Origin of the sequence: Nostoc sp. FACHB-190 (genome assembly GCF_014696905.1) — a bacterium.
Classification (GTDB): Bacteria; Cyanobacteriota; Cyanobacteriia; order Cyanobacteriales; family Nostocaceae; genus Nostoc_B.
Genome location: NZ_JACJQW010000003.1, coordinates 304341 through 319179 on the forward strand (window position 1 = coordinate 304341; position 14839 = coordinate 319179).

Annotated in this window: 8 protein-coding genes; 1 reads left to right on the forward strand and 7 read right to left on the reverse strand. The window is 39.4% G+C overall.

Annotated features, from left to right (window positions below):
- Nucleotides 1–12: 12 nt before the first annotated feature.
- The 7 genes from H6G28_RS05910 to H6G28_RS05940 all read right to left on the reverse strand — a co-directional run bounded on the left by H6G28_RS05910 (nt 13) and on the right by H6G28_RS05940 (nt 11164).
- The gene (locus H6G28_RS05910; protein ID WP_190669612.1) at nt 13–1083 is read right to left on the reverse strand and encodes an HAD-IIIC family phosphatase; all 1071 of its coding nucleotides are present in this window, start codon (nt 1081–1083) and stop codon (nt 13–15) included.
- 3 nt (nt 1084–1086) lie between these two features.
- Entirely contained in the window at nt 1087–2274 is a 1188-nt protein-coding gene (locus H6G28_RS05915; protein ID WP_242054457.1) for an acyl-CoA dehydrogenase family protein, read from the reverse strand.
- Nucleotides 2275–2278: 4 nt separating this feature from the next.
- A complete protein-coding gene (locus H6G28_RS05920) occupies nt 2279–2527 on the reverse strand; it encodes an acyl carrier protein (RefSeq protein WP_190669614.1) in 249 nt (82 codons plus the stop codon).
- 18 nt (nt 2528–2545) lie between these two features.
- On the reverse strand, nt 2546–3400 hold the full coding sequence (locus tag H6G28_RS05925) for a 3-hydroxyacyl-CoA dehydrogenase family protein (protein ID WP_190669616.1): 855 nt from the start codon (nt 3398–3400) through the stop codon (nt 2546–2548).
- Between the two features lie 47 nt (nt 3401–3447).
- Nucleotides 3448–4839, reverse strand: a complete 1392-nt coding sequence (locus H6G28_RS05930; RefSeq protein WP_190669618.1) for an acyltransferase domain-containing protein — start codon at nt 4837–4839, stop codon at nt 3448–3450.
- Between the two features lie 166 nt (nt 4840–5005).
- The gene (locus H6G28_RS05935; protein WP_190669621.1) at nt 5006–5752 is read right to left on the reverse strand and encodes a class I SAM-dependent methyltransferase; all 747 of its coding nucleotides are present in this window, start codon (nt 5750–5752) and stop codon (nt 5006–5008) included.
- Between the two features lie 60 nt (nt 5753–5812).
- Nucleotides 5813–11164 carry a non-ribosomal peptide synthetase gene (locus H6G28_RS05940; protein WP_190669623.1) on the reverse strand — a complete coding sequence of 1784 codons (5352 nt, stop codon included), beginning with the start codon at nt 11162–11164 and terminating at the stop codon, nt 5813–5815.
- Between the two features lie 984 nt (nt 11165–12148).
- Between H6G28_RS05940 and H6G28_RS05945 the strand changes: the two genes are divergently transcribed.
- A complete protein-coding gene (locus tag H6G28_RS05945) occupies nt 12149–14833 on the forward strand; it encodes a TonB-dependent siderophore receptor (protein WP_190669625.1) in 2685 nt (894 codons plus the stop codon).
- The last annotated feature ends 6 nt before the right edge of the window (nt 14834–14839 follow it).

Sequence of the window (14839 nt, forward strand, 5' to 3'; positions counted from 1 at the left end):
TCTGTGGTTAGTTTAATCAACCACTTGAAAACTCACATACCCAGGCACATCTTGAATCCGACTTAAATCATTTTCAAAAATTACCAAATCGCTCTGCTTCTCAACTTCTCTAAACCCGGCAAACTTATAAGATATGTACATCATCCGATTGCGATCGTTTGATACAAACTCAGCCAACAAACGCACTTGATTACTCTTAGCCAAACCCATCACATGATTCAACATAATTGTCCCGACACCTCGCGACATCACCCGACAAGACATCAGCAACAGCTTAATTGTCCATGATAAAGGTTGACATTCAATTAAAACTAAACCTATCTTGCCGTAGCTACCATATTTATCTTCCAGACTAGCAATTAGCAATTTATGATTTTCAGAACAGCGAAAATGATTCAGTTCATCGTAGGAATAGGTGTAACCAGTTGTATTCAATTGATTAGTTCTGAGCGTTAATTCTTCTGCACGCTGTAAATCTGCTTCTTGAGCAGTAGAAATGGTAAAATTCATCTGGAGAGTAGCTAAAAATTCATCTGCTGTCCCGACAAATTCTTGCTCCGCATTGTGTCGTTCAATATCGCTCAAATACATCAATCTTCTCAGGCGTGAATCTTCCGTAATAAACCGGGGATTCATCACAGACATATCTAAAATACTGCCGATTTCCTCTGCATTGATACAGAGAACTTCAGGTAAGGAAAACTTGACTTCTTCTAACTCAAATAACTGGTCATCAATAAAGGCGATTGCATCTAGCCCAATATTGAGTGAACTAGCAATTTGTTTAACTGAATTAGCTTTAGAATTCCAATTAATTTGGGGATATAAAAAGTATTCTTGTAACCCAAATTCTGTTAATTTGTTGATTGCTGTATGATGTTCATTCTTACTAGCTATAGATTGTAATATACCACGTTTATCTAAAATTTCTATCAAACTTACAATATTTTCACGCAGAGAAACTTGATTATCTTCTAGCAAAATTCCGTGCCATAGGGTATTATCTAAATCCCAAACGACACATTTAATTACTTTTTTATCTTTTTGTTTACTATTTAAATTTAGCTCTTGAATACTAACCATAGATTAATTTCTCTCTGCTAATTGCTTATCTAAACCAGTAGCTACGTTTGCAAATAAATAATCTTGATAACCAGACTCAGCAATTGTAATTTCTTGAATTTGAGTACTACCTTCAATAATTTCCATAATTTTCGAGTCGCGTAAATACCTCTCCACAGGGTACTCATTACTACAACCATTCCCGCCATGAAGTTGTACAGCATCATTGGCTATTTTGGTAGCGACTGTAGATGCAAAATACTTAGCAATGGAGGTTTCGATAATTGAATTAGGGTCGTTAATATCTTTAAGATAACCAGCTTGATAACATAACAACCTCGCCGCTTTGGTGTTAGCTATCATCTGAGTAATCTTTTGGCGAATTAATTGATGTTCTTTCAGATACACACCAAACTGTTTGCGTTCATTTGTATATTTGATGCAAGCTTCTAAACAAGCTTGTGCAATACCAACACATCCTGCTGCTACGCTATATCTACCATAATCAAGAGCAGAAGCAGCAATATAAGCAAATCCAAAACCTAATCTACCAACTAAGTTTTCTCGCGGAATTTGACAGTTATTAAAATATAATTCTGCTGACATTGAAGCTCTCACACCTAAAATGCCAGACATAGCTTTGACTGTGAATCCTGGGCTATTTTTTTCCACTAAAAAAGCCGTCGGTTTACCTTCACATTGAGCAAAAACTAAATAGACATCTGCTATTTGTCCGTAGGTAATCCATTTTTTTTGCCCATTTAAAACATAAGCATCACCAACTAATGCTGCTGTGGTTTCTACACTTTTTGCATCGCTACCAACATTCGGTTCGCTTAATGCAAAAGCCGCGATAATTTCTCCAGATGCCAGTTTTGGCAGCCAATATTCTTTTTGAGACTTATTACCCCATTTACACACAGCATGAGCAACCATGTTGTGAACTGTCAACAAACTTCTAATAGAAGAACATCCCCGCCCAATTTCTTCATTGAGAATGCCATAGGTAATCATATCCATTGCCTGACCACCATATTCTTGGGGTAAGATAGCACCAAGAAAACCGCGTTGAGCAATTTTTTTAATTAATTCTGGTGGCGTAAATTCTTGTCTATCCCATTTACCAGCATCAGGAAAAATTTCTTGGTTAACAAAAGCTCTAAATTCAGCTTGAGCGTTTTTTTGTTGAGTAGATAGTTCTAGTTTCATCATAAATTCATTGTGCGAGAACAGCAGTTTTGCGTTCTACTAAATTGGCGATAGAGTTGATGGTGCGGAAATTTTCAAACTCTAAGTCTTCGTTCTCAACCGCAATCTGAAATTCCTGCTCAACAAATAAAACCAGCTGCATCGCAAACATCGAATTCACAAAACCGAGAGCGAAAATATCTTCGTCTGGTTGTAAGTCATGATTGCCGAAAAATTTTGACAAGAAGGTTTTAACTCTAGCTTGCACTTCTTTCATAAGTCTTGAAATTCCTAGTTATTGATATACGTAAAAACCTTGACCATTTTTTCTGCCATATAACCCTGCATCCACCATTTTTTTCAGTAAAGGGCATGGTCGATACTTGCTATCATTAAAGTTTTCATACAAAACTTCGATAGAAAATAAAATGGTATCTAGTCCAATTAAATCTGCGGTTTCTAAAGGCCCCATTTTGTGACCAAAACAGCTTTTAAAAATTTTATCTACATCTTCTGCTGTTGCTACTTGGTCTTGCAACAGAAACACAGCTTCGTTAATGGTTAGCATCAACACGCGGTTAGAAACAAAACCCGGTGAGTCGTTAACAATGATACATTCTTTCCCCATCTGAGTCAGCATTTGTTTTGCTGTTGCAATTGTTGACTCCGAGGTATGATATCCCCGAATCATCTCTACCATTGGCTTCATTGGTACAGGATTCATAAAGTGAATACCCAGGACTTGATCAGGGCGTTTGGTAAGTGAAGCTAGGCGAGTAATAGGGATTGCTGATGTGTTAGCCGCAAATATACAATGTGGTGGACAAATAGCATCCAATTGTGGATATATCCCTTTTTTAATATCCCATTTTTCGGTGACATTTTCAACTACAAAATCAGCATTTTCTAAAAGTTTATAGCTAGTAGAAAACTCGATTTTTTCTAGAATACTATCTGGTGTTTTTAGATTGTCGCTTTTCTGGAAAAAACTTTGTAAGCGGATATTATTTCTGATTTCGTATTTAGCTTTATCAAGAATATCTTCAGAAATATCTATCAATATTACTTCATGTCCTGTTTGAGCGAGATTTTGTGCAACCCCGATACCCATTACCCCTGCACCGATAACACCTACTGTTTGAATGTTCATAGTTTTAACTTCCAAATTTTTAATTAAGCCTCTGCGCTACTCTTTGTTTAAACAGATAAAGGAAGATAATCATGAGACTCTTGAGCATAAAATCTTGCCCAATCTATTTCCACGCCTGCTAACCACAACCTACCCAATGTTTTCAACAAGAAAGCTAAGTCTGGTTTTTTATCGTAGGAATAACGTAGAGAAGGCAAAATTAGTTGACTGACGGCGGGATTATTTTTTAGACATTGCATTGCAAAACTAGCAAGAGTCTGTCCAGGGCCTACTTCCAACAAAATTGGATATTGTTGTTTCCATAACGTTTGGATACCTGGAGCAAACAACACAGCTTGACACAGATGCTTTACCCAATAATCTGGATTTATCGCCTCTGATGCTGTTATCCATGTACCTGTAACATTGGATATATAAGGTATTTTTGGTGCTTGCAAGTTAAATGTGGTGACTAACTTACGTAAGTCAGCACTAGCACCCGCCATCATTTGAGAGTGAAAAGCATGAGAAGTTTCCAAACGACGACAAGCTAAACCTTTTTGAGTTAACTTTTGTTCTAAAACTTCTATAGCCTCGATTTCACCTGCTATGACACCCATAGATGACCCATTCACCGCCGATAGTGAAAGTTTGTTATTGAGGAGGGGAAATATTTCTGTTTGCGAAAGTGGAACTGCAAGCATCGCCCCCCTGGGCAATTTTTGAATCATTTGCGCTCTCACCGCAATTAGTCTTAAACCCTCGTCTAAAGATAAAACCTCGGCTATGGTGGCTGCAACATATTCACCAATGCTATAGCCAATCATGGCGGCTGGACGAATACCCCAGGATATCAATAGCTGTGCTAAAGCATATTCAATAACAAAAATTGCTGGTTGAGTCAGGTGGGTTTGATTGAGTAAAGAGGTTGCAGCTACTGTTTTTGTATTAGTTGGTGTCTGACTGCGACCTAACATTTTTCGCAAGTCCAACCCTTGAGGATTTTCAGAAACTAACTGCTGTTCTTGTTGTCCAAGAGGATAAATAACCTCTCGCAAATCTTGACCCAGAAGGGGTTTAAGAAATTCACAGCAGTAGTCAACACCAGCACGAAACAAAGGTTCAACTTGGTACAATTCACCAGCCATATTGACGTACTGAGTACCAAGTCCAGGAAACATAAAAGCTACAGGACGTTTTTGTGTTTCTTGGATGTTTGTCAATACTCGTCTAGGGTCAGCAAGTGCCACCATAGCATCTTCTATATCCCGACAAACAACCATTCGCCGATATTGGAACGCTTGTTGTTCGCGTTGCAACTTCTGAGCCACATCCCCAAGGTTCAAGTTACGATGTTGTCTCAAATAATCTGTAAGATTGTCGGTAGCAGTTTTTAGTTCTGATTCAGTTTGAGCAGAAATTACTAATAACTGCCAAGGACGAGGAGGAATAGAAAGCATTTTTGATAAACTCCAAAATTCTCACTGATTCTAAGTGAGAATGATTTTTTGTGTTGCCGAATAAAGGGATGAATGAAGGCTAAATATCTAAAAATTCACCTCTCGACTCAGCAACACAAATCAATGTCAACTGTATTTCTGGTCTTGATATTTACTATTGGGAAATTTATGGCTTGCGGCAAATAAAGATTACTGGGCTATCATCTCCAAAATCTTTGGAATCATATTGAGCAATTTCTCTAAAACCTGCATTAGCTAAAGCAGATTTAATTTCTGAAGCCAAATAATCTTTTACTAGCATATCACTATCTGAACGCTGCCAAACAGCATTGATCAATTCAAAGCCAGTGAATTTAACTTCCCGAATTCTTTCTTCTTGGTTATAGATGTAGTATCTTTCAAAATATACATATTTATCACTAGCATCAATTTTGTTAAATCTTTCAAAATCAGATGGTGATGTTTTATCCCAAATCTCATCTGCAACGGGAGTGGTAAAAGCAAAAATACCATTGTTATGTAGTGCTGCATATACTTTTTGGAAGACATTTGTCAATTCTTCCAGATTTAGGATATGTCCAAAAACATCAATTGAAACAACTGCATCATAAGTTGGTTGCAGTTCTAATTTGCGGATATCACCAAGGATAAATTTACTTTCAGGTGAGTTTGTTTGAGCAATACGTAATAATTCTTCAGAAATATCAATACCAGTTGTTTGATAACCTCTGCTACTCAGTTGTGAGACGGTACGTCCGTTAGCACAACCAATATCGAGAATATGCGCTCCTGGCGTGAGGTTTTGTAGGATTAAGTTTTCTAAAACAAGGATTTCTAATTCTCGTTCTTTGGCGAAGGAGCTATATACGGAAGCAATAGGATTATAATTGGCAACATTCTCAACTAAATACATAAACAATTTCTCCTGGATTATGTCTAAATAAAGGCTGGAAATTTATCCGAATTAATGACGCTACTTGCCAGTTTGATTGGCTCTGAGTTGGTTATATTTATTCCGAGCCGCCTTTTGCTTTTGAATGCGATCGCGTAGTATATCAAAAGCAGTTTCATTTTCTGTTGTTTGACTTAAATATTGTGCTAAAGAGTAAATAGTCGGATGCTGGAATAGCGTTACAACTGATATATCTTGCTGTAACATTGTCCGTAGTTGATTATTTATTTTTAGCATTAATAGTGAATGTCCACCAAGGTCAAAGAAATTATCATGAATACCTACCTGATCAAGATTTAGAACCTCTTGCCAAAGCTTGGCAATTTTTTGTTCAATTGCTGACTGGGGTGCCTGAGAGGTGGTAGTTAATTTTGGTCGCGCTATTTCTGAAACTGGTAAAGCACGACGGTCTACTTTACCATTTGGTAATAATGGTAGGGTGTCAAGGAAAATAAAAACACCAGGAACCATATATTCTGGTAAGAGTTTTTTCAGATAAATTCTCAGGTCATTAATTGTAGGTGCTGGTTCTGGTGAAGACACAATATAAACCACTAATTGCTTATCGCCTTGTTTATCTTCTCGTGCCGCAACTACAACTTCTTCGATTGCTGGATGTTTGAGTAGCGCATTCTCTATTTCACCTAACTCAATCCGAAATCCTCTAATTTTAACCTGATGATCAATTCGTCCTAAATACTCTAAATTTCCATCCGGTAAATAACGAGCTAAATCTCCAGTTTTATATAGCCGTGATTCTAGTTTATTACTAAATGGGTTAGATATAAATTTTTCTTGGGTTAAATTTGGTCGATTTAAATAGCCTCTGGCTAACCCTGCACCACCAAGATAAATTTCTCCTGGAACACCAATTGGAACTGGTTTTAAATTACTATCCAAGAGATAAACTTGGGTATTGGCGATGGGACGACCAATAGTTACTTTATCGTCTTGATTTACCTGAGTAAATGTGGAATAGGTAGTATCTTCAGAAGGCCCATAAAGATTGAAAACTTTCTGAATATGATGCTTTTGATAAATCTGCTGTACAAGGTAATTTTGCAGTGGTTCACCAGCTAGATTAACTATCCTGACACAAGAGGGTATACCATCTATTTGTACTAATTCGGTAATGATGCTGGGGACTGTATTCACCAAGCTAACTTCAGTTGTCAAAGAAGGTAAATGCAAAGCATTTTCTACTAGAATGACTTTCCCTCCCCAACTGAGGGGAACAAACAGTTCAAATACTGATAAATCAAAGCAAATCGAAGTTGATGCTAAAACTCCAGCCAAGTCTTTATCTGTAAAGACTTCTCTTGACCATGTTAATAAAGCAACACAACTTTGATGTTCTATCGCCACACCTTTTGGTACACCAGTAGAACCAGAAGTATAGATGACATAAGCTAGGTGATGTGGTTTTACCTCACTCAACAGATTATCTTTACTTTGTTGACGAAGTAAGTCTAAATCTCTATCGATACAAACAATATCCAAATTGGATGTAGCAAATAATTCTCCTAACTGACTTTGAGTGAGTAGCACCTTGGATTGGCTGTCTTTGAGCATGAAAGCTAAACGCTCTTGGGGATAAGCTGGGTCTAGAGGTACATAAGCTCCACCTGCTTTGAAAATAGCCAACAGTGCAATCAACATTTCTGGACTACGCTTAATACAGACACCAACAATGTCGTCTGGTTTTACGCTAAGTTTTTGTAAGTAATGTGCTAACTGATTTGCTCGATGATTCACCTCTTGGTAGGTTAATTGTTGGTTGTCAAATACGACTGCAACAGCATTGGGTGTTGTCTCTACCTGTGCTTCAAATAATTGATGAATACACTTATCTTCGGGGTAGTTTGTCTGAGTATTATTCCAATCAACTAATAATTGTTGTATTTCTGGTGGCGTGAGTAATTTTAAATCTGCTATGGGTTGCTGGGGATTGCTAACTACGCTTTCCAACAAATTCTGAAAATGTCCCAACATGCGGGTAATGGTATCTGGATTAAATAAATCTGTATTATATTCGCAAATTGCAATTAACCCTGAATCAGAGTCCTCCATAAACAATGTCAAATCAAACTTGGATGCACTGTTATGGCCTTCTTCATACCGAATTGATACATCAGATAAGTTTAAATTTGGTTTAGGTAGGTTCTGGAGAACAAACATCACCTGAAACAGAGGATTGTAGCTGAGGTCTCTGTTGGGTTGTAGTGCTTCTACTAACTTTTCAAAAGGTAAGTCTTGATGAACATAAGCTTCTAAAGCTGTGGCTTTTACCCGCGTTAGTAATTCCTGAAAACTCAAATCGCCAGATAAGTCTGTACGCAGCACTAAAACATTGACAAACAGCCCAATCAATGAGTTAATTTCGGCTTTGTGACGATGAGCAATGGGTGAACCAACGACAATATCAGTCTGACCTGTGTAACGATACAGCAAGATTTTGAAAGCTGTAAGCAAGGTCATAAATAGAGTTACTTCTTGCTGACGGCTCAAGTGCTTTAGTGCTTCTGTGAGTGTGCGAGAAAAAACTAATTTGGCTTGAGCGCCTTTGAAGGTTTGCACTGGAGGACGAGGACGGTCTGTGGGTAAATTTAGTACAGGTAGCTCACCCTGCAATTTTTGTTGCCAATAAGCTAATGATGATTGAATACGATCGCAATTAATCGATTTTTGTTGCCAATAGACTACATCTTGATACTGGATGGGTAATTCCGCCAGTGGAGAAAGCTTGTTGTGGGAAAATGCTTCATAGAGTGCGGCTAGTTCTTGAATCAAAATCCCAATCGACCAACCATCGGCAATTATATGATGTAGAGTTATTAATAATTGATAATCTTTATCATTTAACTGCACTAATTTCACACACAACAATGATGGTGCAGAAAAATCAAATGGCTGCTGTGCAAACTCTGTGGCTAAACTTTGTGCAGCTGTATGGCGTTGGCTTTCTGGTAATGAGAGTAAATCTTCAATCGTCAAAGTTGCAAATACAGTTTGATTGATGACTTGAGATGGTTGTCCATCAATTTCTGTAAAACTTGTGCGTAAGACTTCGTGTCGTTGAATAATGGCGTTGAGACTTTCCTTTAAGGCTGTTAAGTTCACACAACCTTGGAGGTGAATCACTAGCGGAATATTATATGTCGGAGAGTCGAGATTGAGTTGATGGATGAACCACAATCCTTGTTGAGCAAAGGATAGAGGATGAACAGAGGTATTTTTTGGCTGTCGTGTCAGAGTTATTGATGGTAGTTCAGCCGTCGTGATTTGGGTGAGGATTTTAGTCGCCAGCGATCGCGGACTCATCCCTGCAAACAAGTCTGCAATGGATATTTCTACTTCTAAGTCAACCTCAACCCGATTTTTCAACTCAAATACTTTTAAAGAATCTAGTCCGAGGGTGCTTAATGGTGCTTGGAGAGGAATATTATCAGGTGCGATCGCTAAAACATTGGCTATCTGTACAATTAAATATTGTTCTAAAACTGTCTGACGTTCTGGTGTAGCCAGTGTCAACAGTTGAGAACGCTGTAATTGAATTGACTCTTGGACAATATCACTAGCTTTTAAAATATTGCTGGCAACTATACTCAGTTCACCATTCTCAAACTGTGCGCGAGTTGCGCGGCGTTGAATCTTACCACTGGAAGTTTTGCAAATTGTCCCTGGTTTAATTAAAACAACTGCATAAACTTGTACTTCATGCTCTTCCGTCACCGCTTGACGAATTGTATTAATGACTGTCTCTAAATTTGGCTTGGCGCGAAACTCTAATTCTTGGACAACTACTAGCTTTTCTTCGTTGTTAACTACAACTGTAAATGCGGCATTCGCACCAGGACGCAAGGATGAATGACTGCGTTCAGCCGTTAATTCTATATCTTGGGGGTACAGGTTGCGACCACGAATAATAATTAAATCTTTCGCTCTCCCTGTAATAAATAATTCTCCATCTTGCAAAAAGCCTAAATCTCCTGTCCGCAGGAATGGCCCTTCGCCGGTATCTGCTAAATAAGCTCCGAATGTTTCTGCGGTTTCTGCTGGACGATGCCAATATCCTTGACCAACACTCAATCCAGCTACCCAAATTTCCCCAATTTCATCAGGTTGGCAACTCTTGAGTGTGTCTGGATTAGTAATTACTACTTTCTGGTCAGGAATAATTTGACCACAACTAACAAAGTAAGATGTATCATCTCCCCCAACCACCGATGACTCGACAACTTGATGAGATGCTAATGCAGATTTCTGCAATGCTTTGATTTTTGGTGGCGCAGCCTTCTGTACACCAGCCACCATCAAAGTTGTTTCCGCCATCCCATAACAAGGATAAAACGCTTCTTTGCGGAAGCCACACTCTGCAAAAGCTTCTGCAAATCGCTCTAATGTATCATAACGAATCGGTTCCGCACCATTAAAGGCTACACTCCAACTACTCAAATCAAGAGTTGCTTTTTGTTCAGGTGTGATTTTCTGCACACATAAATCATAAGCAAAATTCGGGCCGCCACTGGTTGTCCCGCGATAGTGAGAAATCGCCTGTAACCAACGATAAGGACGTTGGAGAAAAGCCGCAGGCGGCATAATAATGCAAGGGAAACCGCCATACAAAGGTTGCAATATCCCACCAATTAGACCCATATCATGGTACATCGGTAGCCAAGTCACAAACTTACTAGCTGACGAATGCTCCATAAATTGGCGAGTTGTTTGAGCATTGTGCAGTAAGTTTCCATGACTAATCATCACACCCTTGGGTGTTCCCGTTGAGCCAGAGGTATATTGCAGAAACGCTAAACTATCTTGATCAATATGAGGTTGTTGCCAGTTGTCTTCTATTCCTGGGGTAATATTATCTGTTGTCAGCCATTGCAACGATCCCAAATCAGTCCTTTGGCTGATTAAAGACTGCACTGTTGGGAGTATATCTGTTGTTGTCAGCGCGATCGCGGCTTGTGCATCTTGAGCGATCGCCTGGATTCTCGGTGTGTTACGCTGATTTCTCGGAGGATAAGCAGTAACAGCCACAACTCCCGCATATAAACAACCGAAAAAAGCAATTAAAAAATCTAGTCCCGCCGGATAAAGCAGTAAAGCACGTTCTCCCACTAAACCCATTGCTTGCAATTGTGCAGCCGTTCGTCTAGCAAGTCTATCCAACTCTTGATAAGTTAGCCGCGCTTGTTCTGTTTCCCCATCTAGTAAAAAAGTGAAAATATCTTGATTTCCTTGGGTAGAACTTCTCCAACCCAACACTTCAACAACTGTTCTACAGTTACTGAGGCTAAACTCATCGTTAGTGTAGCTTGTCGCAGAAAAGACATCGCTTGGTTGAAAGCTAGAAGAATATTGATTCATTTTTAGATGACTAGATGCACTTTAACGCACTACTTACTTTTATCTAGGCTTTATAAATCTGCTCAGATAAAAATAAGCAATTGAGAACCAGCAGTAAAACTAGATTTACTGCTCAAAATCCTAGACCGAATATCAGAGCGGCAATTTTACAACAACACAATCAATCACGGCGATATCCAACTCTGAGCAAACTACAAGCTTTAGCCAGGGTTAGCTCATTTTCTGGAATACTCGACTCAAGTTAACCCCACCTGGGAATCGTCCCATCTAGCACCCCCTAAGAACAGCGACTAACAACGGTTTTCGTGCAGAACATACTCCAAGCCTGAAACTCTGCAATTAACCCCATGAATTTAACAGAGTTAGAGGAAAACATTCACCATGTTAGTTACAACTCTCAAGGGTTAAGTTGTTGCTTGAGTCAACCACTAACAGCACTCAAAGTATGATTCGCTAAGACTTCTTCTAAAAATAAGTCTCAATATTATTGAGATTTACTTTCACTTAACATCTATCAACTTAACGACAATTAATTGCTTTAGCAATAGGGTTATTATATTAATTAATTATCAATAACCACGACAAACATCATTTTTACCTATTTTAGACATTCCTGTGAGTAGCAGATTGAAAGCTTGACGATTCAGCAATTAGATGCTTAGTCAAATTCCTTGGCTAGTCCACCATATATATTTATCCCAATATTTTTGGTGGTTTGACAACCAATTAATACTCTCTAAAGAAAGTAACTGTAGCAATTGGCATGATTTAAATCTGTGTATCAAGCAAGCATACTACATCAGCATAAGTTCTGATTTGTAACCAGATAATAGACTGCTAATTGAAATAAATTCGCTACTATCTTGTGTTTTGTATTACTTCATACTATGATTAAACTCACTTAAGTTAGTTGACAATAACTATCACTAGTTGCTGTTCGTCTTCGGTAACGAGCAGGTGATTTTATTAGGTATGGGGACATCAATGAAAATAGACCAATTATTTCGCAGCCTTTTGCTGACAAGTGCGATTGTTTGTTTGATTGGCACTGCCGTTAAAGCCGAGGACGTAGAAGAAGATGGAATAGTCCAACCCTTAGCTCTCAAGGGAGAACAGTTGAGAGATGAAAAATTAACGAACAATATTCCCCAACTGAGCGAAATTAAACTACCTGGGACTAACGCCTGGATGTTGGTACAAACACCAACCACCCCTACAAATCCAGAACCCAGCACTCAGGCTCAAGTTGTACCAATTACAGGAGTCAAAGCAACTCCCACAGATAAAGGTGTGGAGATCATTTTAGAGACTACTGCTGGAGAACAACTGCAAGTTGTCAATCGTAGTAGCGGGAATAATTTTATTGCAGATATTCCTAATGCTCAGTTGCGTTTACCATCGGGAGATGCTTACACATTTCGCTCCGATAAACCTCTAGCAGAAATTACGGAAATAACAGTTACAAATATTGATGCCAACACTGTGCGCGTGACTGTGGTAGGAGAGACAGTAGCCCCGACAGTTGAGTTGTTTGATGATAATACAGGTTTGATTTTTGCTGTAGCATCGACAACAACAGCAATGCAACCCAGCGAAACACAGCCAGCCCCAGAACAGCCAGCCAGTGAAACACCATCAGAAACTCCTTCAGAAACACCATCAGCACCACCAGATGAACCTATTGAGTTGGTAGTCACGGGAGAACAAGATAGATATCGTGTACCGGAAGCGAGTACGGTGACGCGGACAGATACACCACTGCGAGATATTCCCCAATCGATTCAGATTATTCCGCAAGAAGTATTGCGGGATCAACGGGCTGATACTTCTACTGCGCTTTTGAATGCTCCAAGTGTGCGTAACTCCGCACCTTCTAACTTTGACTCGTTAAGATTGCGAGTCCGAGGATTCTTGAGCCAACCTAATCTTGATGGCATTAGAGAAGGTTCAACAAATGGTGTAGGCGCTAACATTGGGCCTGATCTGACAGGAATTGAAAGAATCGAAGTTTTGCAAGGGCCAAACTCGGTTTTATTCGGGACAACATCTCCAGGGGGAACAGTCAACTTTGTTTCAAAACAGCCTTTACCAGATCCTTACTATTTTGTTGAAGCAACTGTAGGTAGTTTTGACTTTTATCGTGGTGAGATTGATTTGTCTGGGCCATTGGACGAAGATAAGAAGGCTCTATATCGGTTGAACGCATCTTATCGCAATCAAGGGTTTTTCACTGACCGTAGCCAAACAAGAAACTTAGTAATTGCACCTGTTTTGAGTTTGGCACTGGGTGAGAATACAAATCTGAGTATCTTAGCAACTTACAAGTATCTAGAGCAAGAAGACTATAATTTAGGCTTACCTGCGCGGGGAACAATCTTGGCAAATCCTAATGGTGAGATATCCCGGAGCCTGATTACAAATGAAGGCGAACTGGATGTGACAAATGCCAGGATTGGATATCGCTTAGAGCATAAGTTTAATGAGAATTGGTCGATTAATAATACTTTCCGATATGGGTATGTTAACTATGATGCTTCTGGGGTCAATATCGGGACTCAACTTTTAGCTGATAATCGGACACTCCTGAGAACATCCAACGATTTTAATGATCGGTATCGTGACTATAGGTTGACGACGAATGTAATTGGTAAGTTTGAGACGGGTTCCATCAAGCATCAATTACTATTTGGTGTCGATTTAGGCAGGCTAAACAATACCTTAAAATTTACAGGCAGATCAGGCGCACCCATTGATATCTTTAATCCTGTTTACGGTCAAGCGCGTGGAGATGCTCCCCGTGAGATAGATACCAAGAGGGTAACTGACGAGCTTGGGATTGTCCTACAAGATCAAGTAGCGATCGCAGACAATTTAAAGCTACTCGTAAGCGGCCGATTTGATGTCTTCACCCAAACTGACCAAAATTTTCTTGAGAATACAGAAACCAGTCAAACTGTCAGTGCGTGGAGTCCCCGTGTGGGCATTGTCTATCAGCCAATCCAGCCGATTTCTCTATATGCCAACTATAGTCGCTCCTTTGAACCAGCGATTGGTAGAGCCTTTGACGGTAGGGAATTTGAGCCTACAAGGGGTACACAGTACGAGGTTGGGGTAAAAGCAGATTTGAATAGTCGGCTTTCAACTACCCTAGCTTTTTATGACATTACCCAATCGAATGTGTTAACTGACGATCCCGATAATGTCGACTTCTCGATTCAAACTGGAGAACAGCGTAGCCAAGGTCTAGAATTCAGCATTGCTGGGGAAATTTTACCGGGATGGAATGTCTTTGCTAGTTATGCCTACAACGATGCCCGTGTGACAGCAGATAATAGCATTCCTGTTGGTAATCGTGTACTTCAGACCACTCCTCATGCTGCTAGTTTATGGACAACCTACGAAATTCAACGAGGCAATTTGCAGGGTTTAGGCTTTGGCTTAGGATTGTTTTATGTGGGCGAGCGTGCGGGTGATACTGGGAATACATTTGAAGTCCCCAGCTATGTAACAACTAATGCTGCTGTCTTTTACAAACAAGACGGATTCCGTGCGGCAATCAATATTAGAAACCTCTTTGACGTAAACTATTTTGAAAATTCTTTCAATAGTTTACGAGTCTCCTATGGTGAGCCATTGACAGTTCAAGGAACTATTTCTTGGACTTTTTGATAATTG

What these genes read in the sequence shown, in the direction of transcription:
- H6G28_RS05915 (WP_242054457.1), bottom strand. Translation starts at nt 2,274, where the DNA reads ATGATGAAACTAGAACTATCTACTCAACAAAAAAACGCTCAAGCTGAA.
- H6G28_RS05940 (WP_190669623.1), bottom strand. Translation starts at nt 11,164, where the DNA reads ATGAATCAATATTCTTCTAGCTTTCAACCAAGCGATGTCTTTTCTGCG.
- H6G28_RS05930 (WP_190669618.1), bottom strand. Translation starts at nt 4,839, where the DNA reads ATGCTTTCTATTCCTCCTCGTCCTTGGCAGTTATTAGTAATTTCTGCT.
- H6G28_RS05910 (WP_190669612.1), bottom strand. Translation starts at nt 1,083, where the DNA reads ATGGTTAGTATTCAAGAGCTAAATTTAAATAGTAAACAAAAAGATAAA.
- H6G28_RS05925 (WP_190669616.1), bottom strand. Translation starts at nt 3,400, where the DNA reads ATGAACATTCAAACAGTAGGTGTTATCGGTGCAGGGGTAATGGGTATC.
- H6G28_RS05920 (WP_190669614.1), bottom strand. Translation starts at nt 2,527, where the DNA reads ATGAAAGAAGTGCAAGCTAGAGTTAAAACCTTCTTGTCAAAATTTTTC.
- H6G28_RS05935 (WP_190669621.1), bottom strand. Translation starts at nt 5,752, where the DNA reads ATGTATTTAGTTGAGAATGTTGCCAATTATAATCCTATTGCTTCCGTA.
- H6G28_RS05945 (WP_190669625.1), top strand. Translation starts at nt 12,149, where the DNA reads ATGAAAATAGACCAATTATTTCGCAGCCTTTTGCTGACAAGTGCGATT.